The sequence below is a fragment of the Rhodococcus sp. MTM3W5.2 genome, from assembly GCF_001984015.1.
GTDB classification, from domain to species: Bacteria; Actinomycetota; Actinomycetes; order Mycobacteriales; family Mycobacteriaceae; genus Rhodococcus_G; species Rhodococcus_G oryzae.
Genome location: NZ_CP019572.1, coordinates 1477923 through 1504261, shown reverse-complemented (window position 1 = coordinate 1504261; position 26339 = coordinate 1477923). Strand labels below are relative to the sequence as shown.

Annotated in this window: 17 protein-coding genes and 1 pseudogene; 4 read left to right on the top strand and 14 right to left on the bottom strand. The window is 68.5% G+C overall.

Annotated elements, in window-relative coordinates; genetic code table 11:
- Window positions 1-146: 146 nt before the first annotated feature.
- From rpsQ to rpsJ, 11 genes and pseudogenes are all read right to left on the bottom strand, one after another.
- A complete protein-coding gene (gene rpsQ / locus BTZ20_RS06830; RefSeq protein WP_077040841.1) occupies window positions 147-434 on the bottom strand; it encodes a 30S ribosomal protein S17 in 288 nt (95 codons plus the stop codon).
- The gene (rpmC, locus tag BTZ20_RS06825; RefSeq protein ID WP_077040840.1) at window positions 431-667 is read right to left on the bottom strand and encodes a 50S ribosomal protein L29; all 237 of its coding nucleotides are present in this window, start codon (window positions 665-667) and stop codon (window positions 431-433) included. Before rpmC ends, rpsQ begins: the two co-directional genes overlap by 4 nt.
- Window positions 667-1083: a 50S ribosomal protein L16 gene (gene rplP / locus BTZ20_RS06820; protein WP_027503156.1), complete on the bottom strand. Its 417-nt coding sequence runs from the start codon at window positions 1081-1083 to the stop codon at window positions 667-669. Before rplP ends, rpmC begins: the two co-directional genes overlap by 1 nt.
- A gap of 3 nt (window positions 1084-1086) precedes the next feature.
- Entirely contained in the window at window positions 1087-1896 is an 810-nt protein-coding gene (gene rpsC / locus BTZ20_RS06815) for a 30S ribosomal protein S3 (protein WP_077040839.1), read from the bottom strand.
- Window positions 1896-2300: a 50S ribosomal protein L22 gene (gene rplV / locus BTZ20_RS06810; protein WP_027503154.1), complete on the bottom strand. Its 405-nt coding sequence runs from the start codon at window positions 2298-2300 to the stop codon at window positions 1896-1898. The genes rpsC and rplV overlap by 1 nt, the downstream gene beginning before the upstream one ends.
- Window positions 2297-2578, bottom strand: coding sequence for a 30S ribosomal protein S19 (rpsS, locus tag BTZ20_RS06805; protein ID WP_003940820.1), 282 nt, complete (start codon window positions 2576-2578; stop codon window positions 2297-2299). The genes rplV and rpsS overlap by 4 nt, the downstream gene beginning before the upstream one ends.
- 13 nt (window positions 2579-2591) lie before the next feature.
- The gene (rplB, locus tag BTZ20_RS06800) at window positions 2592-3431 is read right to left on the bottom strand and encodes a 50S ribosomal protein L2 (protein WP_077040838.1); all 840 of its coding nucleotides are present in this window, start codon (window positions 3429-3431) and stop codon (window positions 2592-2594) included.
- Between the two features lie 40 nt (window positions 3432-3471).
- Window positions 3472-3777, bottom strand: a complete 306-nt coding sequence (rplW, locus tag BTZ20_RS06795; protein WP_056818486.1) for a 50S ribosomal protein L23 — start codon at window positions 3775-3777, stop codon at window positions 3472-3474.
- Window positions 3774-4454, bottom strand: a complete 681-nt coding sequence (gene rplD / locus BTZ20_RS06790) for a 50S ribosomal protein L4 (RefSeq protein ID WP_077040837.1) — start codon at window positions 4452-4454, stop codon at window positions 3774-3776. Before rplD ends, rplW begins: the two co-directional genes overlap by 4 nt.
- Window positions 4451-5106, bottom strand: a pseudogene (gene rplC / locus BTZ20_RS06785) (50S ribosomal protein L3). The gene rplD and the pseudogene rplC overlap by 4 nt, the downstream one beginning before the upstream one ends.
- Before the next feature lie 20 nt (window positions 5107-5126).
- Window positions 5127-5432: a 30S ribosomal protein S10 gene (gene rpsJ / locus BTZ20_RS06780; protein ID WP_003938093.1), complete on the bottom strand. Its 306-nt coding sequence runs from the start codon at window positions 5430-5432 to the stop codon at window positions 5127-5129.
- A gap of 479 nt (window positions 5433-5911) precedes the next feature.
- Here rpsJ and BTZ20_RS06775 point away from each other — a divergent pair, with 479 nt between their 5' ends.
- Window positions 5912-6388: a hotdog fold domain-containing protein gene (locus tag BTZ20_RS06775; protein ID WP_077040836.1), complete on the top strand. Its 477-nt coding sequence runs from the start codon at window positions 5912-5914 to the stop codon at window positions 6386-6388.
- 19 nt (window positions 6389-6407) lie between these two features.
- Here BTZ20_RS06775 and BTZ20_RS06770 read toward each other — a convergent pair whose 3' ends face one another.
- Window positions 6408-7184 (bottom strand): oxygenase MpaB family protein, encoded by a 777-nt coding sequence (locus tag BTZ20_RS06770; protein ID WP_223263659.1) that lies wholly within the window; start codon window positions 7182-7184, stop codon window positions 6408-6410.
- Window positions 7185-7482: 298 nt separating this feature from the next.
- On the opposite strand from BTZ20_RS06770, the gene BTZ20_RS06765 reads away from it, so the two are divergent.
- The 3 genes from BTZ20_RS06765 to BTZ20_RS06755 are packed head-to-tail and all read left to right on the top strand — an operon-like array spanning window position 7483 to window position 10129.
- Window positions 7483-8466, top strand: coding sequence for an ATP-binding cassette domain-containing protein (locus tag BTZ20_RS06765; RefSeq protein ID WP_077040835.1), 984 nt, complete (start codon window positions 7483-7485; stop codon window positions 8464-8466).
- Window positions 8463-9278 carry an ABC transporter permease gene (locus BTZ20_RS06760; protein WP_077040834.1) on the top strand — a complete coding sequence of 272 codons (816 nt, stop codon included), beginning with the start codon at window positions 8463-8465 and terminating at the stop codon, window positions 9276-9278. The genes BTZ20_RS06765 and BTZ20_RS06760 overlap by 4 nt, the downstream gene beginning before the upstream one ends.
- Window positions 9275-10129 (top strand): ABC transporter permease, encoded by an 855-nt coding sequence (locus tag BTZ20_RS06755; RefSeq protein ID WP_077040833.1) that lies wholly within the window; start codon window positions 9275-9277, stop codon window positions 10127-10129. Before BTZ20_RS06760 ends, BTZ20_RS06755 begins: the two co-directional genes overlap by 4 nt.
- Before the next feature lie 71 nt (window positions 10130-10200).
- On the opposite strand, the gene BTZ20_RS06750 is transcribed toward BTZ20_RS06755, so the two are convergent.
- Both BTZ20_RS06750 and BTZ20_RS06745 read right to left on the bottom strand, forming a co-directional pair.
- Window positions 10201-14283, bottom strand: a complete 4083-nt coding sequence (locus BTZ20_RS06750; protein WP_077040832.1) for a non-ribosomal peptide synthetase — start codon at window positions 14281-14283, stop codon at window positions 10201-10203.
- A gap of 14 nt (window positions 14284-14297) precedes the next feature.
- Window positions 14298-26330 carry a non-ribosomal peptide synthetase gene (locus BTZ20_RS06745; RefSeq protein WP_077040831.1) on the bottom strand — a complete coding sequence of 4011 codons (12033 nt, stop codon included), beginning with the start codon at window positions 26328-26330 and terminating at the stop codon, window positions 14298-14300.
- Between the last annotated feature and the right edge of the window lie 9 nt (window positions 26331-26339).

Here is a 26339-nt window from a genome sequence, read left to right as displayed (position 1 = left end):
CAACCGCTCTAGTGTAGGGAACACGCCGAGGGAATCCAAATCGCGCGCTATCGGCGTCGATTGTGGTTGTGCACTCCCCCGCTGGTTGCACACACAAAACGGCCCGCCCCCAACCGGGGACGGGCCGTTTCGGTGTAGTGCTCTTCTTACTTGGCCTTCTCGAGCACCTCGACCAGACGCCAGCGCTTGGTCGCCGACAGCGGTCGGGTCTCCATGAGCTGGACGCGGTCGCCGATGCCGGCGATGCCGTTCTCGTCGTGCGCCTTCACCTTGGTGGTACGGCGGATGATCTTGCCGTACAGCGGGTGCTTCACACGATCCTCGAGCTCGACAACGATCGTCTTCTCCATCTTGTCGGAGACGACGTAGCCGATGCGGACCTTGCGGGTCCCACGCTCTTCAGTCACTGCGGTGTCCTTCTCGTTCTCACTCATGCCGCGTCTCCCGCACTCGGGGCGGCTGCGAGGCCGAGCTCACGCTCGCGCATGACGGTGTAGACGCGCGCGATCTCGTGGCGGACAACGCGCAGACGACGGTTGTTGTCCAACTGACCGGTCGCCATCTGGAAGCGAAGGTTGAACAGCTCTTCCTTCGACTCGCGGAGCCGGGTGACCAACTCTTCTTCGCTGAGCTCACGGAGCTCTGCGGCTGGGGTTCCAGTAGCCATCAGAACTGCTCCTCCCTCGTGACGATCCTGCACTTGCACGGGAGCTTGTGCATCGCGCGACGCAGGGCCTCGCGAGCAATCTCCTCGTTGGGGTAAGTCATCTCGAACATGACCCGACCGGGCTTGATGTTCGCGACCCACCACTCGGGCGAACCCTTACCGGAACCCATTCGGGTCTCGGCCGGCTTCTTCGTGAGCGGGCGATCCGGGAAGATGTTGATCCAGATCTTGCCGCCACGCTTGATGTGGCGCGTCATGGCGATACGAGCGGACTCGATCTGACGGTTGGTGATGTAGGCGGGCTCGAGAGCCTGGATGCCGTAGTCACCGAAGGTCACCTGGGTTCCGCCCTTGGCGGCACCCGAACGGCTCGGGTGGTGCTGCTTGCGGTGCTTGACCCGACGGGGGATCAACATGCGTCAGCCCTCCTGATTCGTCTCGGTCGAAGCCGGAGCTTCTGCGGTGGCGGTCGCAGCGCGGCCGGCCTCGGTGCTGGTCGCCGTGGTGCCCGAGGCACCGGAGCGACGCGGACGGCTCGGACGCTCGCGACGGGGGCGATCGCCTGCCGGGGCTGCAGCGCTGGCGATGGCTTCACGCTTGCCGCCGACGATGTCGCCCTTGTAGATCCAGACCTTCACGCCGATGCGGCCGAAGGTGGTCTTGGCCTCGTAGAGCCCGTAGTCGATGTCCGCACGCAGCGTGTGCAGCGGAACCCGACCCTCGCGGTAGAACTCCGAGCGGGACATCTCGGCGCCGCCGAGACGGCCCGAGCACTGCACCCGGATGCCCTTGACGTTCGGCTGACGCATGGCCGACTGGATGGCCTTGCGCATGGCGCGACGGAAGGCAACGCGGTTCGACAGCTGCTCCGCAACACCCTGGGCCACGAGCTGGGCCTCGGCCTCAGCGTTCTTGACCTCGAGGATGTTGAGCTGCACCTGCTTGCCGGTCAGCTTCTCCAGCTCGGCGCGGATGCGATCGGCCTCGGCGCCGCGGCGGCCGATGACGATGCCCGGACGCGCGGTGTGGATGTCGACGCGAACCCGGTCACGGGTGCGCTCGATCTCCACCTTCGCGATGCCGGCCCGCTCCATGCCGGTGGCGAGGAGCTTGCGGATGGCGACGTCTTCCTTGACGTACTCCGCGTACTGCTTGTCTGCGTACCAGCGAGACTTCCAGTCGGTGGTGATGCCGAGGCGGAAGCCGTGCGGGTTGATTTTCTGGCCCACTACTGAGCACTTCCCTTCCGGCGATTGCGGGTCGAGGTGCCGGCCTTGGGCAGGCTCTCCACGATCACGGTGATGTGGCTAGTGCGCTTGCGGATCCGGAACGCACGGCCCTGTGCACGCGGCTGGAACCGCTTGAGGGTCGCACCCTCGTCCACGAACGCCGTGGCGACGACAAGCGTGCTCGGGTCCAGGTCGAGGTTGTTCTCGGCGTTGGCCGCTGCGGAGGCGATCACCTTGGCGACCGGCTCGCTCGCTGCCTGCGGCGCGAACTTCAGGATCGACAGCGCGTCCTCGACGGAACGCCCGCGAACCAGATCCACAACGCGACGCGCCTTCATCGGCGTCACACGCACGTGGCGCGCGACGGCCTTGGCGGTCGGGTTGGCGGTTTCGGTGTTACTCATCGCCTCTTCGCCTTCCGATCATCCTTGATGTGACCCTTGAACGTGCGGGTCGGTGCAAACTCTCCGAGCTTGTGTCCGACCATCGAGTCGGAGACGAACACGGGGACGTGCTTACGGCCGTCGTGGACCGCAAACGTGTGTCCGATGAAGTCCGGGATGATCGTGGAACGACGGGACCAGGTCTTGATGACCTGCTTGGTTCCCTTCTCGTTCTGCACATCCACCTTCGCGAGGAGGTGGTCATCGACGAACGGGCCCTTCTTCAGGCTGCGTGGCATTCTGAACTCCCTCCTAGCGCTTGTTCTTGCCGGTACGGCGGCGGCGGACGATGAGCTTGTCGCTCGGCTTGTTGGGCTTGCGGGTGCGGCCCTCAGGCTGTCCCCACGGGCTGACCGGGTGGCGACCACCGGAGGTCTTGCCCTCGCCACCACCATGCGGGTGGTCGACCGGGTTCATCACGACACCACGGACGGTCGGGCGCTTGCCCTTCCAGCGCATACGGCCGGCCTTGCCCCAGTTGATGTTCGACTGCTCGGCGTTGCCGACCTCGCCGACCGATGCGCGGCAGCGCACGTCGACGCGACGGATCTCACCGGAGGGCATACGCAGGGTCGCGTAGGGGCCTTCCTTGCCAAGCAGCTGGATGCTGGCGCCTGCGGAGCGGGCCATCTTGGCGCCGCCGCCCGGACGCAGCTCCACCGCGTGGATGGTGGTACCGGTCGGGATGTTGCGCAGCGGCAGGTTGTTGCCCGGCTTGATGTCGGCTCCGACACCGGACTCGACCTTCGCGCCCTGCTTGAGGTCCTTCGGCGCGATGATGTAGCGCTTCTCGCCGTCGGCGTAGTGCAGCAGGGCGATGTTCGCCGTGCGGTTGGGGTCGTACTCGATGTGAGCGACCTTGGCCGGCACGCCGTCCTTGTCGTTGCGACGGAAATCGATCAGCCGGTAGGCGCGCTTGTGACCGCCACCCTTGTGACGGGTGGTGATACGACCGTGGGCGTTACGTCCACCGCGACCGTGCAGCGGGCGGATAAGCGACTTCTCGGGAGTCGACCGAGTGATCTCGGCGAAGTCCGAGACGCTCGAGCCACGACGGCCCGGGGTAGTCGGCTTGTACTTACGGATTGCCATGAGTCTTCTCGTCCTCTATGTCTCGTCAAGTCCCGCCCGCTTACGCGACCGGTCCTCCGAAGATCTCGATGGGCTTGCTGTCTGCGGAGAGGGTGACGAGCGCGCGCTTGGTGTCCTTGCGCTTGCCGTAACCGAACTTCGTCCGCTTGCGCTTGCCCTGACGGTTGGCGGTGTTGACACTCGTCACAGTGACGCCGAAGACCTTCTCGACGGCAATCTTGATCTGCGTCTTGTTCGAGTCCGGGTGCACCAGGAAGGTGTAGGTGCCTTCCTCGATCAGTCCGTAGGACTTCTCGGAGATGACCGGGGCCAGCAAGATGTCGCGGGGATCAGCGATAGTGCTCACTTGCTCTCCTCCTTGCTGTCTGCCTGGGCGGACTCGGCCGGCCCGTGGATGAACGCGTTGAGCGCCTCGACGCTGAACACAATGTCATCGCTGTTGAGCACGTCGTACGTGTTGAGCTGGTCGGGTGCGATGGGGTGCACGCCTTCCAGGTTCTGCACGCTCTTCCATGCCGCGATGTCTGCACGCCCGACGACGAGCAGAAGCTTCTTGCGATCCGAGATCTCGCCGAGGAACGACTTCGCGCCCTTGGTGGACGGGGTCTGACCCGACACCAGTTCGGTGATCACGTGGATGCGCTCGTTGCGCGCCCGATCGGAGAGGGCACCGCGCAGAGCGGCTGCCTTCATCTTCTTGGGGGTCCGCTGGCTGTAGTCACGCGGCTGCGGGCCGTGGACGACGCCACCACCGGCGAACTGCGGGGCGCGGGTCGAGCCCTGACGGGCGCGGCCGGTGCCCTTCTGACGCCACGGCTTCTTGCCACCGCCGCGAACCTCGCCGCGGGTCTTGGTGGAGTGCGTGCCCTGACGTGCAGCGGCGAGCTGCGCGACGACGACCTGGTGCATCAGCGCGATGTTGGCCGTGACGTCGAAGATCTCAGCGGGGAGATCGACGGTGCCGTTGGTCTTGCCACCGGCGGCCTTGACGTCGAGGGTCAGCTTGGTTGCGGTCTCGGTCATGCGGACGCACCACCCTTCACTGCGGTCTTGACGATCACGAGACCACCCTTGCGGCCCGGGATCGCACCCTTGATGAGAAGCAGACCGTTCTCGGCGTCCACCTTGTGGACCGAGAGGTTCTGCGTCGTGATGCGGTCGCTACCCATGCGGCCCGACATGCGCATGCCCTTGAACACGCGGCCGGGAGTGGCGCAGCCACCGATCGAACCCGGGCGACGGTGCACGGCCTGCGCGCCGTGAGAGGCGCCCTGGCCGGCGAAGCCGTGCCGCTTCATGGTTCCGGCGAAGCCCTTGCCCTTGCTGGTTCCGGTGACGTCGACGTAGGCGCCGTCCTCGAAGACCTCGGCGGTGAGCTCCTGGCCGACCTCGTACTCGGAGGCATCCGCAACGCGGAGCTCCACGACGTGGCGACGGGGGTCACACCGGCCTTGGCGAACTGGCCGGACTCCGGCTTGTTGACCTTGCGCGGGTCGATCGCACCGAACGCGAGCTGCACGGCGCTGTAGCCGTCGCGCTCCTCGGTACGAATCTGGGTGACCACGTTCGGTCCGGCCTTCACGACGGTGACCGGGACGACCCGGTTGTTCTCGTCGAAGACCTGGGTCATGCCGAGCTTGGTGCCCAGGATTCCCTTGATCTTGTTCTCAGTCATTGTTTTTGTCTCCGCCGCGCTCACTGGATGTTGACATCAACGCTGGCCGGCAGATCGATGCGCATGAGCGCGTCGACTGTCTTGGGCGTCGGGTCGAGGATGTCAATCAGCCGCTTGTGGGTACGCATCTCGAAGTGCTCGCGCGAGTCCTTGTACTTGTGCGGCGAGCGGATGACGCAGTACACGTTCTTTTCAGTCGGCAACGGCACCGGTCCAACGACACGGGCCCCGGTACGGGTCACCGTCTCGACGATCTTGCGCGCTGACGCATCGATCGCCTCATGGTCGTAGGCCTTGAGCCTGATGCGGATCTTCTGTCCCGCCACGCTTGTGTCCTCTTCCTTGCCCGTTATGAATTAGGCCCTTGTAGACCCTGGGGGCTACCTCGTTCGTGTAGACCCGTCATGGGCTACCTCGTTTGCACAGTTCCTGCCTTGCCCATGACTGTCCGAACGTTGGCGACCGGGCAAGTACCCGATCCGCTGCCGCTGTTCATCTGTCATGGTTCTCCGGTACACGCGGTCGGGCGTGTCGCCCTACCTCTCACACTCAAGGCACAATTGTCCCCTGAACATGAATACCGGATGCGCTCGCAAGTGAGCGCAGGTACTGCTTCCGTCCTGCATTGGCCTCGGCCCCGCACTGACTGCCGGAGCTTCGGTCATCTCTCGCCCGCCGCCAGACGCAGTGGAACACGACCGGGGTCTAGGCAACCCGAACAGTATGCCGCAGACAGGCCAGGAGTTCAAATCCGATCCGGGGCGGCCGGACGCGATAGAACTTACTCCAAAGTAAGATAGCGCCCATGACGATTCAGACACCCACCTACCGCGGCTGGCTCAAGCTCCCCCGAAACCGCATCGGCTCGACGCTGTTCTCGCTGGGCATGTGCCTGCGGGTGCCCTACTTCGCGACAGTGCTCCCCCACGTCACCCGTCTCGAGCCGGGACTCTGCGAGGCGAGGGCGCCCAAGTGGTGGGGGGTGCACAACCACATCGGCACCTTCCACGCCATCGCCGCGTGCAACCTCGCCGAGGCGGCCATGGGCATGCTCGCGGAGGCAACGGTGCCCACCTCCCACCGATGGATCCCGAAGTCGATGAACACCCGGTACCTCGCCAAGGCCGACACCGGGCTGCGCGCCGTGGCGACGGTGCCGGACCTGCCGGACTTCGCCGAGATCACCTCCGGCACGGACCTCGTGGTGTCCGTCGCGCTCTACGACAAGGCAGGCACCGAGGTGGTGCACGCGGACATCACCATCTGGGTCAGCCCGAAGTAGCCGCGGGCGGCTGCGCCCCTCAGGCCGCGAGCGAGCCCCGCGAGCGCAGCCGCCTACGCATGTCCCAGAGATAGACGGACCTGGGTGCATGTCGGATCACCCTGGGGATGCGGGGATAGACCCGGGAAGCGAGCGTCATCACCCGATCGAACCTGCGCTGGTCCCGCTCGTTCCATGGCAGCTCGAACTGCTGCCGCAATCGCTCGGGCAGCAGCCCCGTCGTGAGCCACCGATACGCGGGCAGATTCGCGCGAATGAGGAACGGCGCCCTGACCGGGTGGAAGAGGTCCCTCGAGACTGCCCGGACCTTCGCGTCCACCTCGGCACCGTCGATCTGCTGTTTCCAGTACGCGGCGAATTCGGCACGATCGCGCGGCCAGAGTCCGTCCGGCACCTGCAGCGCGGTGCCCAGGATCGCGTACTCGCGGTACAGGGCGTCGGCATTGGCGTCGTCGAGCGTGCCGAAGACGCGTTCGTACAGGGTGACGGCGCTCTCGTAGAGGGTGGCGGCCACCCACAGCTGGAGCTGTGGATCGAATGCGTTGTAGTCATCCGAGCGCACCTTGGCGTGCGCCTTGTTGACCATCCTGATGACGGCCGCGCGTTCCTCGTCGGTGCCGTAGACGACTGCATATATATAGGTCATCGTCGTCCGCAGCCTGTCGACTGCCCGATAGGCGAAATCACTATGGTCCGCGACCCCGTGACCGACGCCACGATTCGCCACCTGGAGCAGGATCGCCCGCCCGCCCGCCGCGAGCATGATCCCCTCGCCCGCCAGATCCCTGATTGTCACTGCCGCCCGTCGAGTCATGGTCGTCATGCAACCACAGCGCCGCGCTGTTCACCATACCTTCCAGAGTTTCGATCGAAACTACTGGTCAACAGCAGTACTCGAAATCGGATAGGTGTCGATATATGTCGATTCGCTGTTAACTTAGACGCAGAATCCCCAGGTGGGCGACCGGCTGCACACCGCGGCGGACGAACTCGCCGCGACATCGAGTCCGCGAGACGGGAAACCGGACCCCAACATGTGACGAATCCAGCGCTGTCGACCACCCGCGAAGTGGACACATGACATACTCGCCTGCATGCCTTCACCCCACTCTGCCGTCCTGGTCGAGGGAATCACGAAGTCGTTCGGCGACGTACACGCGTTGCGCGGCGTCAGCTTCGAGGTTCCCCGAGGGACCGTGCTCGGCATCCTGGGCCCGAACGGCGCAGGTAAGACCACCACGGTCAATGTGCTCTCGACGCTGCTGCGCCCCGACTCGGGCCGCGCGTTCGTTGCCGGCCATGACGTGGTCGAGCAGGCCGCCTCCGTGCGACGCAGCATCATGACGACCGGTCAGTACGCGGCACTGGACGAATCACTCACCGCCCGAGAGAACCTCGTGCTCTTCGGGCGGCTCCTTGGCTTGACCAAGCAGTCCGCCAAGGCCCGCGCCGAGGAACTGCTCCGCCAGTTCGATCTGGGCTACGCCGCGGACCGGAAGGTGTCCGGGTTCTCGGGCGGCATGCGGCGGCGCGTCGACATCGCCTGCGGGCTGGTCACCCGCCCCGAGGTGGTCTTCCTGGACGAGCCGTCCACCGGTCTCGACCCGCGCAGCCGTCAGGGCGTGTGGTCGCTGGTGTCCGACCTCAAGGCACAGGGCATCACCATCCTGCTGACGACGCAGTACCTCGAAGAGGCCGACGTCCTCAGCGACAACATCGTGGTCATCGACAAGGGCACCGTGATCGCCGAGGGCACCGCCGACCAGCTCAAGGAGCGCACCGGCGGCAGCTACTGCGAGGTCGTGCCCGTGCAGCTCGCGGATCTGCCCCGGGTCTTCAATGTGCTGATGAGCCTGGTCCCGCCCGAGTACATCACCGAGACCGGACACGACCGGCTCTCGATTCCCGCGCAGTACGGCGCGCAGACCCTGGCCGAGGTGCTGCGCCGGCTCGACATCGCGCGGATCCCGCTCGCCGACATCGCGCTGCGCCGACCGTCGCTCGACGACGTGTTCCTGGCACTGACAGGAACGAGGGCCGAGGACGAGGAACCCGAGCAAGCGAGCGTTGCGTCGTGACCGCCGTCGCCGCGAGCCCGGTCGTGATCGCACGCACCGGGCGGCACCGCAAGCCGCAGCTGTCCAGCATGCAGCAGTGGCTGGCGCTGTCCGGGCGCAACGTGCACATCATGTGGTCGCACGGCCAGTTCTTCGTCGCGGTCCTGGCGCCCCTGATCTTCACGCTCGGCTTCTACCTGCCGCTGAAGTTCGTCATGAAGGTCCAGGGCATCGACTACGCACAGTTCGTGATGCCGATCATCGTGCTGCAGGCGATGGCGTTCACCGCGATCTCGGCGGCAGGCCGCGCCGCGACCGAGGCATCCAACGGTATGAACGCGCGGTTCCAGACCATGCCGATCTTCTCCGCGGTCCCGCTGGCCTCGCGGGTGACCGCGATGTTCATCCATGCGCTGATATCCCTCATCGCCGCCGTCACCTACGGCCACGTCATCGGGTTCGAATTCGTCGGCGGCACGTCGCTGGCCGTTGGCTTCTGTGCGTTGGCGCTCGCCGTCGGCATGACGCTCGCGATGGCGGGCGATGCCCTCGGCACCCTGACCAAGAGCCCGGAGATCACCAGCCAGTCGCTGACTCTCCCGCAGCTCATCCTCGGCATGTTCTCGAGCGGGTTCGTCCCGGAATCGCAGTTCCCCGAATGGTCCCAGGGCTTCGTCAGGAACCAGCCGATCTCGCAGTTCTCCGTCTCGATGCGCTCGATGGCCGAGGGCCACATCACACTGCACCAGCTGACGCCGTCGCTGCTGTGGATCGGTGGACTGCTGCTCGTCTCGGTCCCGCTGTCGATCTGGGCGAACGTGAGGCGAGGATGACCGACCTGCAGACCCGGGAGGCCGGCCCCCTCACTCACAGCTTCCCCGTCGTGACCGACCCGCCGTCCGAGACCTCCTGGCCCGCCCTCATCGAGCACAGCAAGCTGCAGGCGGGCAGGCTGCTCCGCGGCTGGCTCCGCGACCCCTTCACCATCCTGCAGGCGGTCATCTACCCCGCCGTCACCATGCTGATGTTCTGGGCCGTGCTGGGGATCTCGATCACCAAGGCGACCGGAGTGAACAGCATCTTCGGCACCGCCCCGATGATGACGCTGGTCGGCGCCATGTTCGGCTGCATCGCCAGTGGCCTGTCCCTCAAGAAGGAATGGAAGACCGGACTGCTCGCACGCTTCTGGATCCTGCCGATGCACCGGGCGGCAGGCCTGGTGAGCCGCCTGATCGCCGAGTCGGTCCGCATCATGATCACCACGGTGCTGATCGTGCTGGTCGCCATTCCGCTCGGTTTCCGCTTCACCCAGGGACCCCTCGCCGCCATCGGCATGCTGTTCGTCCCGCTCCTGCTGGGACTGGGATTCGCGACGCTGGTCACCATGTTGTCGGTGATGGCGGCCAAGGCACCGCTCGTGGAGCTCCTCTCGCTGCTGTGCACCCTGTTGATGTTCTTCAATTCCGGGTTCGTACCGACCGCGGCCTACCCGGTGTGGCTGCAGAATTTCGTCGAGAACCAGCCCATGTCGTGCGCGATCGACACGATGAAGGGCCTGACCCTCGGCGGCCCGGTCGCCGAGCCGTTGATCAAGACGGCACTGTGGTCGATCGGGGCCGTGCTGGTGTTCACCTACCCCGCCATCAAGGGCTACCAGAGGGCCGCCCACAACCCGGCCTCGTAGCCCCGCCTGGATCCCCAGCTCAACGAGAAAGGCCCCGCCCTCACGGGCGGGGCCTTTCTCGTGTCGTGTCGCTACTCGACCGGGCCGGCCAGCAGTTCCCGGAGCACCGGCGCCATCTCCTCGAGCGCGGCGGGGCTCATCATCGCCCAGTGCGTGCTGTGCACGGACCGGTGCCGGACCGTGCCCGACACCGCCGAGCCCCAGGACCGCGCCGCGATGGTGTCGTCCTGGCGGCCCTGCGCCGCGGTGAACAGCACCAGGTCGCCGTCGAAGCGGCCGGGGACGTAGCGGCGCATCAGTTCTGCCGAGTTCGTGGCCGACGCGACCATCTGTCGCAGCCACTCCTCGGACACCGCGGACAGCGGACCGCCGGTGGACGCCCGGATCAGGTCCAGCACCTCGTCGATGCCGGCCTCCGACGGATCTAGGTCGGCCGTCGCCGCGATACCGAAGCCGCCGAGGATCTCCTCCGCCGTCACCGCCGCGCCCTCACCGAGTGCGTCCGCCGCCTCGCCCGCGAAGCTGTCGAGCATGATCAGCCGCTCGACCGACTCCCCCGCCGCCTGGAGCTCGACGGCCATGGCGTGCGCGATGACGCCGCCGAGCGACCAGCCCAGCAGCCGGTACGGCCCGCTCGGCTGAACGGCCCGGATCTCCGTCACGTACCGGTGCGCGATCTCCTCGATCGAGTCCGGCAGCGTGACGTCGCCCGACGCGGCGGGCGACTGCAGACCGTAGACCGGTGTCTGACCGTCCAGCACCGGGGCCAGGGCGCTGTACGCCCACGACAGGCCCAGCACCGGGTGCACGGCGAAGACCGGCGACCGCTCACCCGCGGCGCGGATCGGGAGCAGGACGTCGAACATGTCCGCCCCGGTCCCGCCTGCGCCCTCCGCGCCGGACTCCGCGTCGATCGCCGCCGCGATGCCCTCGGCCGTCGGGTCGAGGAACACGGCCCGCAGCGGCACCGTGACCCCGAGCACCTCGGTCAGCCTGGACATCACCCGGGTCGCGGTCAGCGAGTTTCCGCCCAGATCGAAGAAGGACGCGTCCACGGACACCTTCTCGATCTCGAGGACCTCCGCGAGCACCTCCGCCACTGCGGCCTCGGTGGCCGTGCTCGGGGCCCGGTACTCGCCGGTGTCCTCGAACTCGGGCACCGGCAGCAGCTTGCGGTCCAGCTTGCCGCTGGGGTTGAGAGGGAACTCGTCGAGCCCGACGACCGCGTTCGGCACCATGTACACCGGTAGCACCGTCGCCAGGTACCGCTTCAGCTCGTCCGGATCCACCGTGGCGCCGTCCTGCGGGACCACGTAGGCGACAAGGTGGTCGCCGCGCTCGTCGGACTGCACCAGGACGGCGGTCTGCCGCACCCCGTCGAAGCCCCGCACCGCCGACTCGATCTCCTCGAGCTCGATGCGCTGGCCGCGCAGCTTGACCTGGAAGTCGGTGCGCCCGATGTACTCGAGGACCCCGTCCGCCCGTCGCCGCACCAGGTCGCCGGTGCGGTACATCCTGTCGCCCTCGGCCCCGAAGGGGTTCGCCACGAAACGGTCCGAGGTGATGCCCGGCCGGGTCAGGTATCCCCGCGCCAGCTGCGGGCCGGCCAAGTACAGCTCGCCCGCCACTCCGGCCGGGGTGGGCCGCAGTCCCGCGTCCAGCACGTGAACCCGGACGTTCCACTGCGGCAAGCCGATCGGCGTCGTGACCGTGTCCTCCGGACGTGCCTCCCAGTTGGTCACCGAGACCGCCGCCTCGGTGGGCCCGTACATGTTGTGCAGGCCCGCGTCGGTCAGCTCACGCCATCGTGCCGCCGTCTCGGGCGGCAACGCCTCGCCGATCACGAAGGCCCGCTTGAGCGTTCGCAGCGACGGCGCGTCGACGACCGCGACGAACACGCCGAGCGGCGACGGCACGAAGGTCGCCGTGGTGATCCCGTGCCCGGCGATCAGCCCCGCCAGGTACTCCATGTCCTTGTGTCCGTCGGGCTTGGCGATCACCAGGCGGGCACCGTTCTGCAGGGCCCAGAAGAACTCCCAGACCGAGACGTCGAACGTCATCGCGATCTGCTGCAGCACCACGTCATCGGCACCCAGTCCGTACTCGGACTGCTTCCACACCAGCTGGTTCACGATCGCCCGGTGTGTCAGGACGACACCCTTCGGCTTTCCGGTCGACCCCGACGTGAACATCACGTACGCCGTGTTGTCCAGGTGCAGTGGCGCACGCCGGTCCGCGTCGGTCACCGGGGCGTCGTCATAGGCCGAGGTGTCGAGCAGGTCGATCTCGAGCACCTCGAAACGCGGGTCGACGTCGATCCGGTCACGCCTTGTGCTCAGCACGCACACCGGGTCGGCCGTCTCCAGCACATAGGTGGTGCGCTCGGCCGGATGGTCGGGATCGATCGGGACGTAGGCGCCGCCCGCCTTGACGATCGCGTACATGCCGATCATCAGGTCGAGCGACCGCCGGATTCCCAGGCCCACCATCGACTCCGGGCCAACGCCCATCTCGATCAGGTACCGCGCCAACCGGTTTGCCCGCGCGTCGAACTGCGCGTAGGTCAGTTCCTCGCCCTCGAAGACCAGCGCCACCGCATCCGGGGTGCGCGCCACCTGGGCATCGAAGAGGTCGGCCAGGGTCGCGGCCGGGATCTCGTGATCGGTCGCGTTCCAGCGTTCAAGTTCGGCGTACTCCGCATCGGAGAGCACGTCGAGATCCCCGACCTTCGCGGCCGGGTTCCTCTCGATCGCCGCGAGGATCCGATCGACCCGATCCAGGATCGACTCGACCTCGTCGGGCGCGAACAGGTCGGTCAGGAACTTCGCGTCCAACTGCAGGCGATCGCCCGCCTCGATGTACAGCGACAGCGGGAAGGTGTTCGCATCCACACCGCCGACGCCGAGCAGACGCATCCCGTCGATGTCCGCGTCGGCGGTCGCGCTCGCGGCGTCGACCGGGTAGGACTCGAACACGGTGATGGTGTCGAACACGGAACCGGTGCCGGTGCGCTGCTGGATCGTCTGCAGGCCCACGTGGTGGTGTTCGAGCAGATCCGACTGCTCGCCCTGCAGCCGGAGCAACAGCTCGGTCACCGTCTCCGCCCGGTCCACGCTGACGTGCACCGGCAGCGTGTTGATGAACATGCCGACCATCGACTCCACGCCGGCCAGCGCGGGCGGGCGCCCGGACACCGTGGCACCGAACACGACGTCGTCGCGGCCGATCAGGCGCGAGAGCACCAGGCCCCACGCCATCTGCACGACGGTGTTGAGCGTGACGCCGAGCTCACGTGCGAGCCCCGACAGCGCCCCGGTGCGCTCGGTCGACAGGTGCAGGCTGACCTCGCCGGGGAGCGAGGACTGTTCGCGTCCGCGGTCCGCGGGCGCGAGCAACGTCGGCTCCTCGGCACCGAGCATGGAGCCCGCCCACTGCTCCAGCGAGGCCTCGGCGTCGCGGGTGGACAGCCATTCGAGGAAGTCCCGGTACGAACGGACCGGCGGCAGCACCGATCCGTCGCCGCGCGCCGCGTACAGCACGATCAGGTCCTTGAGGAGCAACGGCATGGACCAGCCGTCGACCAGGATGTGATGGCTGGTCATGGCCAGCGAGTACGTGCCGTCCGCACGCCCGACGAGACTGAACCGGACCAGCGGGGGCTCGGACATGTCGAACCGGCGCTGCCGGTCCTCGTCCAGGACCCGCTGCCGCTCCTCGTCACCGTGGTGACCGAGGTCCACCTCGCGGAACTGAACCGGCGCGCCGTCCACGATCACCTGGACGGCATTGCCCGCGTCGTCGTGCCGGAACCCGGCCCGCAGGTTCGGGTGCCGGTCGACCAGTGCCTGAGCGGCCGCGCGCAGGCGGCCGGCGTCGACGAGTCCGCCGAGTTCGATCACCACCTGCGAGGTGTAGACGTCGAGCGAGGTGGAGGTCTGCGCCAGCATCGAGTGGAAGAGCATGCCCTCCTGCAGCGGTGTCAGCGACCAGACGTCCGCGAGGGTCGGGTACTCCGCCTCGAACCGCTCGATCTCGTTCTGCGACAACGCCACCAACGGCAGGTCCGAGGGTGTGAACTGCGCCGACCCGGTCGCCGCGGCCCACCGGCCGATGGCCTCGAGGGCCCGGGACCAGAGTTCGGACAGCTCGCGCACCTCGGACTCGTCGATCAGTCCAGGGGGAACGCGAAGGTGGCGCTCAGCCGGGAACCCGTCACCGAGGCGTTGATGTCGACGACCGCGGCCGCGGGCAGGTCCGCGTCCGGAGCCGCCGACACCGAGAGCTCGCCCTTCGGCGCGGGCAACCACCCGATCGGCACGGAGTCCGTGGGCTCCTCGCCGCCGAGCTGGCCGAGGTAGTTGAAACCGATCTGCGGCAGCGGCTGAGCGGCCAACTCGGCCGCGGTCCGCTCGTTCAGGTACCGCAGCAACCCGTACCCGATGCCCTTGTTCGGCACGGCCAGCAGCTGCTCCTTGACCGCCTTGACGGCCGACGCGACGGCGGGTCCGCCGGCAAGTGCCTCGTCGAGGTCGATCTCGGGCAGGTCGAGTCGGAGCGGGAACATGCTGGTGAACCAGCCGACGGTCCTGGTCAGGTCGGCACCGGGAACGGTGTCTTCCTCGCGACCGTGGCCCTCGAGCTTGATCAACGTCGAGGACTCGTCGACACCGCGATCACGCCGCCACGCCGAGACCGCGAGCGCCAGCGCGGCGAGCAGACCGTCGTTGACGCCGCCCCGGACGGCCGCGGGCACAGCGGTCAGCAGGGCGTCGGTGGCCTGCTCGGACAGCACGACCTTGACCTCGGCGATAGAGGCGAACAGGTCGACCGCGGGGTCGAGCGGGCGCGACGCCAGCAGCGGGTCCACCCCGCCCTGCACCGTTCGCCAGTACGCCATCTCGGCTTCCCTGGCCGGGCTGTTCGCCTCTTCGGCCAGTCCGTGTGCCCAGCGGCGCATGGACGTCCCGACGGGCGGGAGCTCCGGCGTGGCGCCCGTGGCGACCGACTGCCAGGCGGCAACCAGGTCGGCGACCAGGATGCGCCAGGACACACCGTCGACGACGAGGTGGTGGGCGACGATGAGCAGTCGTCCCGACCCGTCGGCACCGGGCTCGGGATCGAACCAGACGAACCGGACCACCGAACCGGTGGCGAGGTCGAGCTCCGCGGCCGCGTCCTCGAAGGCGGGGGCCGCGAGCGCGTCGAACTCGGCGCTGCCGGGCAGGGCCGCTGCGCCGAACTCGACCCGGGCGACCATCGCGTCCACGTCGACCGAGCCCGCGTCGCCGATCGACAGGATCGGCTCCGCGCCGGTCTGCGGGATCGACGACCTGAGCATGTCGTGCCGGTCGAAGACCGCACGCAGGGTCGCCACCAGCCCGGCCCGGTCGATGCCCTCGGGCAGCGCCAGGAAGGCGGGCATGAGCATCCGGTTGTGGCCGCCGGGGCGCTCGGTCATCCACCGCATGATCGGGGTGAGCGGCATCTCGCCGACTCCCCCACCGTCGAGTTCGGCGAGCACTGTCGCGCCGCCGGACTCGGACGTCAGCGTGGCGACCTGAGCCAGTCCGGCAACGGTCTTGCGCTCGAACACATCCCGCGCCTTGAGCACGACACCTGCGGCCTTGGCCCTGGTCACCAGCTGGATCGACACGATGCTGTCGCCGCCGAGCGCGAAGAAGGAGTCCGTGACGCTGACCCGCTCGACGCCGAGCACCTCGGCGAACAGGCCGGCCAGGATCTCCTCCACCGGGTTCGTGGGAGCCACGAACGATTCGAGCGAGGAACCGAAGTCGGGCTCGGGCAGGGCCTTGCGGTCCACCTTTCCGTTGACGGTCAGCGGGATCGCATCGAGGACCACGATCGCCGACGGCACCATGTGCGCGAGCAGCGAGCGACCGACGAACTCCGTCAGGGCGGCCACGTCGACCGTTGCGGACGCGACCGGGACGACGTACGCCACCAACACCGTGGCGCCCGACGGTCCCTGCCTGCCGACGGTGACCGCGAAGTCCACCGACTCGTGTGCGGACAGCGCCGCGTCGATCTCGCCGAGCTCGATGCGGAAGCCGCGGACCTTGACCTGGAAGTCGCTGCGTCCGACGTACTCGATCTCGAGCCGCGACCGGTCGCCCGCCTCGGACCGATCAACCCAGCGCACCATGTCGCCGGTGCGGTACATCCGGGATCCGGCCTCGCCGAACGGGTTCGCCACGAAGCGGTCCGCGGTCAGCGCGCGGCGGTCGTGGTAGCCGCGCGCCATCTGCGCGCCCGCGAGGTAGAGCTCACCCGCGACCCCGACCGGCACCGGACGCATCCGGCGGTCGAGCACCGTCGCGGACATGCCGCGGATCGGCCCACCGATGGTGAGGATCTCGCCCGGGGTCAGTGCCCCGCTGATCGTCGCCATGATGATCGTCTCGGTCGGACCGTAGCCGTTGTAGAAGTTGCGGCCGGGCGCCCAGATGTCCACCAGGTTGTCCGGCACCGCCTCGCCACCGGCGACCAGGTGCTGCAGGCAGTCCAGGCCCTCCGGTGAGACGGACGCGAGCGCGCCAGGGGTGATGAACGCGTGGGTGACGCCTGCCGCGGAGATGATGTCCGCGAGCTCGGTGCCGCCGTACACGCCAGGAGGCACGATCACCATGGCCGCGCCCGCGCCGACGGCGAGCAACAGCTCGAGCATCGATGCGTCGAAGCTCGGCGACGAGAAGTGCAGGGCGCGCGACCGGGCGGTGACGGAATAGCGCTCGCGCTGCTCTGCGGCAAAGTTCGCCAGGCCCTGGTGGCTGACCACGACGCCCTTGGGCAGTCCAGTGGATCCGGAGGTGTAGATCACGTAGGCCGCGTGCTGTTCTCGCACGGGCGCACGGCGATCCGCGTCGGTGACCGGTTCGGTCGACCCCTGATCCACGGCCGCCGCGAACTCGGGGTCGTCCAGGACGAGCCACGAGACGGTGGTCGGCAGGTCCGCCAGGTGCTCGGCATCGGTGATGCCGACGAGGGCGGACGAATCGGTGGTCATGTGCTCGATCCGGTCCGACGGGTACGCCGGGTCCATCGGCACGAACGCACCGCCGGACTTCGCGATCGCCCACAACGCGACCTGCGATTCGACGGACCGCGGCAGCGCCAGCGCCACGAACGACTCGGGGCCGACGCCACGGTCGATCAGTACCCGCGCCAGCGCATTCGAGCGATCGTCGAGTTCGCCGTACGACACGGTCCTGTCGCCCGACACCAACGCCGGGGCATCCCGGTCGGTCGCGGCGGCGGCCAGCAACTCGGGCAGCATGCGGGTGGCGGGCTCCGCGGCCGGGCCGGAGACCGGCGACAGCGCAGCGCGCTCGTCCGGATCGGTGACCTCGACGTCGCCGACCGGGGTCGACGGCGCCGAGACGACGGTGCCGAGCACACGGAGGAAGCGCTCGGACAGGGTCCGGACCGAGTCCTCGTCCACCAGTTCGGTGGCGTGGATGAACTTCAGGTGCAGCGCGCTGTCCAGGCTGGCCGTCATCGCGACCGGGTAGTGCGCGGCATCGATGCCGTCCATCCCGAGCACCCGCATCCCGGCGATGTCGGTCTGCGAGGTCGCACCCGCCATGTCCACGGGGAACGACTCGAACACCGCGAGGGTGTCGAACATCGCGGCTTCGCCTGCGGCACGCTGGATCTCGGCCAGGCCGACGTAGTGATGGTCGAGCAGGTCGGCCTGCTCGGCCTGCACCCGGGCGAGCAGCTGCGCCACCGACTCCGACGGGTCCAGGTGCACGCGCAGCGGCACGGTGTTGATGAACAGACCGATCATCGACTCCACGCCGGGGATCTCCGGCGGCCGGCCCGAGACGGTGGCACCGAAGACGGTGTCCTCGCGGCCGGTCAGCGACCCGAGCAGGATCGCCCAGGACACCTGCACGAAGGTGTTCGGCGTGACGCCGAGTTCGCGGGCGCGGGCGACGAGTTCCGCGGTCTCCGCGGCACCCAACTGCGTGAGGTACTGGCCGGAGGTGCTGCCCTGCTGACGACCCCGGTCGCCGGAGATGAGCAGCGTCGGCCCCTCCACACCACTGAGCGAGTCCTCCCACGCCTGCAGCGAGCACACATGGTCGCGCTCGGCCAGCCACGCCAGGAAGTCGCGGTACGAGCGTGCCTGCGGCAGCACCGAGGCGTCGCCGTCCGCCGCGTACAGCACCAGCAGTTCCTTGAGCACCAACGGCGTGGACCAACCGTCGATCGCGATGTGGTGGTTCATCACCACCAGCTCGTACTCGCCCTCGCCGAGGGTGATCAGCGTCAACCGCATCAGCGGCGGCGAGCCGAGGTCGAACTTGGCCAGTCGGTCCTGCTCGACGATCCGGGCCCGCTCGGCACCCCGGTCGGCCTGGTCCAGGCCGGACAGGTCGACGGTGACGAACGGGATCTCGGTGTCCTCGAGCACCACCTGCGCCGCGATGCCCGTGTCATCGGTGACGAAGGCGGTCCGGAAGCTGGGGTGCCGGTCGATCAGGGCCTGAGCGGCGCGGCGCATCCGCTCGGCGTCGACGACGCCACCGAGCCGCAGACACAGCTGTGCCGTGTAGACGTCGACGGCGGACTCTGCCAGCGCCGCATGGAAGTACATGCCGTACTGCAGCGGCGAGAGGGACCAGATGTCCGACATCGTCGGGAAGCGCGCCTCGTAGCGTTCGATCTGCGACTGCGTCAGCGAGACCAACGGAAGGTCGGAGGGGGTGAACCCGCCCGCGCCCGGGCCGCTCGCATGACGCGCGATCGCGTCGAGCGCGCCGGTCCACAGCTCCGCCAACTCGTCGACGTCCGCGGCCGACAGCACGCCGGTCGCGAAGTCGAACACCGTCGAGAGTGTCTCGACGCCTTCGGAGTTCGACACGACAGCGTTGATGTCGAGCGCGGCGACCGGCATGTCCGGGTCGAGTGCCGACCCGAGTACGCCGCCGTCACCGACGGGCACCCAGCCCATGTCGCGCATCTCGTCGGTGACCTCGAACGCGCCGGTCCTGCCGAGGTAGTTGAACCCGATCTGCGGAGCGGCGAAACCGCTCAGCTGCGGGGCCGTGTCCGCGTTCATGTACCGCAACAGTCCGTATCCGATGCCCCGGTCCGGGACGGCGAGGAGCTGTTCCTTGACCGACTTGATCGCCTGGCCCGCGGCCGGGCCGCCCGCGAAGGCGTCGTCGAGGTCCACCCCCGACACGTCGATCCGCACCGGGAACAGCGAGGTGAACCAGCCGACGGTGCGGGACAGGTCCGCACCCTCGACGGCCTCTTCCTCGCGGCCGTGTCCCTCCAGGCCCAGCAGCGTCGCCGACGCCGTGACCCCGCGTCGCTCACGCCAGCGCGCCACCGCGAGGGCGAGGGCGGCGAGCAGTCCGTCGTTGACACCGCCGCCGAAGGCCCGCGGAACCGCGGTCAGCAGCCCCTCGGTGGTCTCGGCGGACGCCTCGACCCGGACCCCCACGGTCGCCGACACCACGTCGAGAGCGGGATCGACCGGACGCGACCCGAGCGTCGGGTCGGTCCCCTCGAGCACGCTCCGCCAGTATCCGAGCTCTTCGGTGCGCCGCTCGGACATCGCGGCCTCGGCGAGTCCGTGGGCCCACCGCCGCAGCGAGGTACCGACCTCGGGCAGCTCGGGCTCCGCACCCGACTGCACCTGACCCCACGCGGAAGCAAAGTCCGGCAACAGGATCCGCCAGGACACACCGTCGACGGCCAGGTGGTGGATCACCATCAGCAGGCGGCCGTTGGTGTCACCGGCCCCGACCGACGGGTCGAACCAGACGAACTGGGCCACGATCCCCGCCGTGGGATCGAGCCGATCTGCGGCCGCCTCGAACTCGCAACGGACCAGCGCGGCGAACTCCTCGGTTCCCGGCCGCGACGCGAACTCGACTCGGTGGACCAGCCGCGCCGACGGGACCGACCCCGCTTCGGTGACGGTGAGCCCGGAGCCGTCTTCGTTCCAGCGCAGACGCAGCGCGTCGTGCCGATCGAGGACGGACTGGATCGTCGATTCCACCGTGGCACGGTCGATTCCGTGCGGCAATGTCACGAAGCTCGACTGCGAGAAGCGGCGCAGCAGGCCGCCGCGCTCGGCCGTAGCCCGCATGATCGGCGTGAGCGGCATCTCGCCGACCCCGCCGCCAGGCAGCTCCGCCAGGGTGATGGCGGCCGCGGCGGCCTCGCCCGCGACCGCGGCGAGAGCGGCGACCGTGCGGTGCTCGAAGACCTGGCGGGCTGTGAAGGCCAGGCCTGCGGCCTTCGCCCTCGTGACCAGCTGGATCGACATGATGCTGTCACCGCCGAGGGCGAAGAACGACTCCTCGACGCTGACCCGCTCCACACCGAGCACCTCCGCGAACACCGCGGCGATCGTCTGCTCCGCGGGGGTGCGGGGCGCGACGTAGGTGTCGGCGACGGAGGCGAACTCCGGTGCGGGCAGCGCCCGCCGGTCCAGCTTGCCGTTGCTGGTCACGGGCATCGCCTCGAGCACGATCAGGGCGTCCGGCACCATGTAGCCGGGCAACGCCCTTGCCACCTCGGCCCGCACCTCGCCGGTGTCGACGGTGACGCCCGTCGCGGCCACCAGGTAGGCGACCAGTCGCTGACCCCGTTCGGTGTCCGCCGCGATCACGACCGCCTGGTCCACCGACGGGTGGTCGAGCAGGGCCGACTCGATCTCGCCGAGTTCGATCCGCTGACCCCTGATCTTGACCTGGAAGTCGGTGCGTCCCAGGTACTCCAGCTGCCCGCCGCGACCCCAGCGCCCGAGGTCACCGGTCCGGTACATGACGGAGCCGGGTGCACCGAAGGGATTCGGCACGAACCGCTCCGCGGTCAGCCCCGAACGGGCGTGGTAGCCGCGGGCAACCTGACCGCCCGCGAGATAGAGCTCTCCCCTTGCGCCAGGGACCACAGGGTTCAGGCGCGAGTCGAGCACGTAGGCCTGGCTGTTCCAGACCGGGATGCCGATCGGCATCGAGCCGGACTCGGTGCCGTCGGCCCAGTAGTGCACCGAGGTCAGCGTGGTCTCGGTCGGCCCGTAGGCGTTGTTGATCCCGAGCGACGCGCTCGCAAGCGTGCGGGCCGCGAGCTCGGGACTCAGCGCCTCGCCCGCCAACTGGAGCGACCGCACCGACGGTGGGAACGCCAGCTCGGGGCTGGACAGGAAGGCCGCCAGCATCGACGGCACGAAGCCGAGAGTGGTGACGTTCCACCGACGGGACACATCGATGAGGTATTCGGCGTCGCGGTGCCCGTCCGGCTTCGCGATCACCAGGTGACCGCCGGAGATGAAGGGCACGAACAGCTCCCACACCGACGGGTCGAACACGATCGGCGTCTTCTGCAGCACCACATCCGAGGCCGTCATCTCGTACTCGCCGATGAACCAGCTGAGCTGGTTGACGATCGCGGCATGACTGACGGCCACGCCCTTGGGCACACCGGTGGAGCCGGAGGTGAAGATCACGTACGCGGGATTGCCGCGGCGGAGCGGACGCAACCGCTGGGCGTCGGTGATCGGGGCGGCCTCGAGGTGGCCGGTCGGAGCCGTGTCGATCTCCACGACCGGAACACCCGCTGGCAGCTCGACCTCGTCCCACGACGTGGTGAGGACGGCGACGGGCTGCGCGATCGAGAGCACCAGCTCCAGTCGTTCGGCCGGCTGATCGGGGTCGACCGGCACGTAGGCGCCGCCCGCCTTCATCACGGCGTACATCCCGACCATCATCTCGAGGGACCGGCGGGCCGCGAGGACGACCAGCGTCTCGGGTCCGACACCCTCGGAGATCAGATACCGGGCCAGACGATTCACGCGGGCGTCGAACTCGGCGAAGCTGAGGGTGGTGTCCTCGAAGGTCATCGCGGGCGCATCGGGCGTCCGCGCGACCGACCGGTCGATCAGCTCCACCAGGGTGGTCGGCTCCACAGGAACCGCGGTCTGGTTGAACTCGGTCAGCACGCGCTCGCGCTCGTCCGGCTCGAGCAGGTCGATGTCCCCGACGACGACCTCGGGGTCGGCGACGGCCGTGGTCAGGATCCGGACGAACCGCTGCGCCATCCGCTCCACGCTCTCGCGGTCGAACAGCGAGGTCGCGAATCCGAACACGCCCGCGAAACCGGTGTTCCCGGACTCGTCGGACTGCTCGGAGAAGGAGAGCTCCAGGTCGTACTTCGCCTGGCCCAGGTCGGTGGACAGGCCGCTGACCGTCAGTCCGGGCAGCTCGAAGACCGGGGTGTCGACGTTCTCGAAGCCGAACGAGACCTGCACCAGCGGGGCGTGCGCGGTCGACCGTTCCGGGTCGAGGATCTCGACCAGCCGCTCGAACGGCAGATCGGCATGCGAGAAGGCCTGCAGGTCGCCCTCGCGCACCGTCTCGAGAACCGACAGGAAGGTGTCGGCCGACTCCATCTGCGTACGCAACACGAGAGTGTTGACGAACATGCCGACGATCGGGTCGAGTGCCTCCTCGCCACGTCCGGCGACGGCGGTGCCGACCGCGATGTCGCCGGTGCCGCTCAGGTGCATCAACAGCACGGCGTAGGCGGCCTGCATCACCATGAACGAGGTGGTGCCCGTCGTCCGCGCGAGCGCATCGATCTGGGTCGACAGCTGCGACGGGACCTCGAAGTCCACCCGCTCGCCCAGCATCGACTGCATGGCAGGCCGGGGGCGGTCGGTCGGCAGCTCCAGCAGGTCCGGCAGGCCGGACAGGGCATCACGCCAGTGGTCGACCTGCTTCGCGATCACCGACTCCGGGTCCGATTCCGCGCCGAGGACCTCGCGCTGCCAGAGCGCGTAGTCGGCGTACTGCACCGGCAGCGGTTCCCAGTGCGGCGCCTCGCCCTGCGACCGCGCCACGTAGGCACTCATCACGTCCCGGGCGAGCGGCGCCATCGAGGAGCCGTCCGCGCTGATGTGGTGCACAACGACCAACAGCACGTGCTGGTCGGCTGACAGTTCGAACAGGGCCGCGCGCACCGGCATCGAATCCGTGACGTCGAAGCCCCGGCCTGCGAACTCCGCCGCCCTTGCCATCAGCTCGGGCTCCGTGACGGCGATCCGGGCGAGCTCGATCGACGCCGCGCCCACCTCGATCACGCGCTGCTCCGGTCCGTCCGGTCCGGAGGGGTAGATCGTCCGCAGCGACTCGTGCCTGGCCAGCACGTCGAACATGGCCTGCTGCAAGGCCTCCACGTTCAGCGCACCGGACAACCTGACACCGAGCGGGATGTTGTACGCGGCCGAGGCGGTGTCGAACTGGTTGAGGAACCAGATCCGCTTCTGCGCCATCGACAGCGGGATCCGGCCGGTCCGCGGACGCGCGACCAGCGCGGGGCGGTTGGCGTCCCTGCCGGACATCGATGCCGCGGCCACCGCGAGCGACTCCACCGTTGGGGCGTCGAACAGTTCCCGCACGCCCATCGAGATACCGAGCGCGGCGTTCACCCGTGCCACCACCCGGGTGGCCACCAGTGAGTTGCCGCCGATGTCGAAGAAGTCCTGGTCCGCCGAGACCCGGTCCACGCCGAGGACGTCGGCGAAGACTCCCGCGATCACCTCTTCCACCGGGTTACGCGGGGCGCGGTACTCGGCGGCCGACTCGAAGACCGGCTCGGGCAGTGCCCTGCGATCCAGCTTTCCGTTGGGCGTCAGCGGGATCGAATCGAGCTCGACGAAGGCCGAGGGCACCATGTGCGCGGGCATCTCGACGCCCGCATACTCGGCGAGGACCGACCTGTCGATGCTCCGACCGGTGCCTGCGAGCACGTACGCCACGAGCACCGTGTTGCCCGAGGCGGTCTTGTGACCGATCGTCGCCGCGAACTCGACGCTCTCGTGCCGGGTGAGAACCGCGTCGATCTCACCGAGCTCGATGCGGAAGCCGCGCACCTTGAGCTGGAAGTCACTGCGGCCCACGTATTCAATGGCCAGCACGCCGTCATTCTCGATCCAGCGCACCACGTCGCCGGTCCGGTACATCCGGGATCCGTCCTGCGCGAACGGGTTGGCGACGAAGCGGTCCGCCGTAAGCGCGAACCGCTGGTGATAGCCGCGGCCGAGCGCGGGGCCCGCGAAGTACAGCTCGCCAGGCACCCCGACCGGGACCGGGTGCAGGCGGCCGTCGAGCACCATCGCGTCGGCGCCGCGGACGGGACCGCCGATGTTGATCGATCCGCCCGGCACCATCGGCCGGCTCATGGTGATCACCATCGACGTCTCGGTGGGACCGTAGACGTCGAACAGGCGCCTGCCGGGCGCCCACCTGGCGACCAGCTCGGCCTGCACGGCCTCGCCGCCGACCGCGACGTCGGTGAGCTCGTCGAGCCCGACCGGGTCGACGGTCGCGAGGGCGGCCGTCGTGACGAATGCGTGGGTCACCCGCTCCTCACGCAGGAAGTCACCCAGTTCCTGGCCGCCGTAGATGCTCGGCGGTGCGATCACCATCGTGGCGCCCGCGCCGATCGCGAGCAGCAATTCCAGCACCGCACCGTCGAAGCTCGGCGACGCGAAATGCAGGGTTCGTGAGTCGCGGGTCACCGAGTAGTGCTCACGCTGCGCCGCAGCGAAGTTCGCGAGGCCGGTGTGCGTGACGAGCACGCCCTTGGGCTTCCCGGTGGAGCCCGAGGTGTAGACCATGTAGGCCCCGGACTCGACCGTCAGCGGCCGGACCCGATCGGTGTCGGTGATCGGCTCGGACGACTGTTCGTCGACCGAGGCGGAGAACTCGACGTCATCGAGCGCCAACCAGGTCACCGAGCCGGGCACGGAGTCGATGCTCGCCAGGTCGGTGAGCCCGACCCGGACGCCGGAATCCGCGGCCAGGTAGTCGATCCGCTCCTGCGGGTACGACAGGTCGAGCGGGACGAATGCGGCGCCGGTCTTGGCGATCGCCCAGACCGCGAGCACCGATCCGGCGGACCGGGACAGCGCCACCGCGACGAAGTCCTCGGCGCCGACGCCTGCTCCGATGAGCCTGCGCGCCAGCCTGTTCGAGAGTTCGTCGAGCTCGCTGTACGTCATCGCGAGGTCACCGAACTCCACCGCGTGCGCATCGGGGTTCAGCGCGACAGCCGCGGCCAGCAATTCCGGCAGGGTGGCCGGGGCGATGCTCGGGGTCCCGGACACCGGCGCGAGCCGTGCCCGCTCGTGCGAATCGAGCAGGCTCAGGTCGCCGACCGCCTGCGCAGGAGCCGCGACGACGGCCTCCAGGACCCGAAGGAAGCGAGTGGCGAAGTCCCGGACCGTCGACTCGTCGAACAGATCGGAGGCGTAGGTGAACTCGGCGGTCAGCCCGCCGCCGCCCGCGGGGTCGCTCTCCATCATCATGAGCTGCAGGTCGAACTTCGCGACCTGCAGGCCGCTCTCCAGCGCGCTCACCGTGAGCCCCGGCAGTTCCAGCGCGGCCTGCTCGAGGTTCTGGAACCCGAGGATCACCTGGGCGAACGGCGAATGCGCCCGCGAACGGGTGGGGTTGAGCGCCTCGACCAACTGCTCGAACGGCACGTCGGCGTTGCCGAATGCACCGAGGTCGGTCTCCCGAACCTGTGCGAGGAGCTCGGCGAAGGAAGCATCCGCATCGATGGCCGTACGCAGCACCAGCGTGTTGACGAACATGCCGACGAGATCGTCGAGCTGACGTTCGCCGCGACCCGCGACGGGCGTCGCGATGGCGACGTCATCGGTGTTGCCGAGCCGAGACAGGAACACCACGAGCGCCGCGTGCACGGCCATGAACAAGGTGGCCCCGTGCTCGCGGGCGAGCGCATCCAGGCGTCCACGCAGCTCGGGATCGACGGCGAAGGAAACGCTGCCGGCCCGGAAGGACTGCTGCGAGGGCCGCGGGCGGTCCCCCGGGAGTTCGAGGACCTCGGGGATCCCGGCGAGTGCCGTTGTCCAGTACTCGATCTGCTGCGCCGCCAACGACTTCGGATCGTCGGGGGTGCCGAGGACCTCGCGCTGCCAGATGCTGAAGTCCGCGTACTGGACCTCGAGCGGGGTCCACCGCGGCGCCTCGCCCGCGGTGCGCGCGAGGTAGGCGGTGACGAGGTCCCTGGCCAGCGGCGCTGTCGAGGCGCCGTCGGACGAGATGTGATGGATCGACATCGCCAGCACATGCTCGGCGACATCCGTATCGGCGACCTGGACGATCTCGACCCGCAGCGGGATCCCGGTCGTCACGTCGAAGCC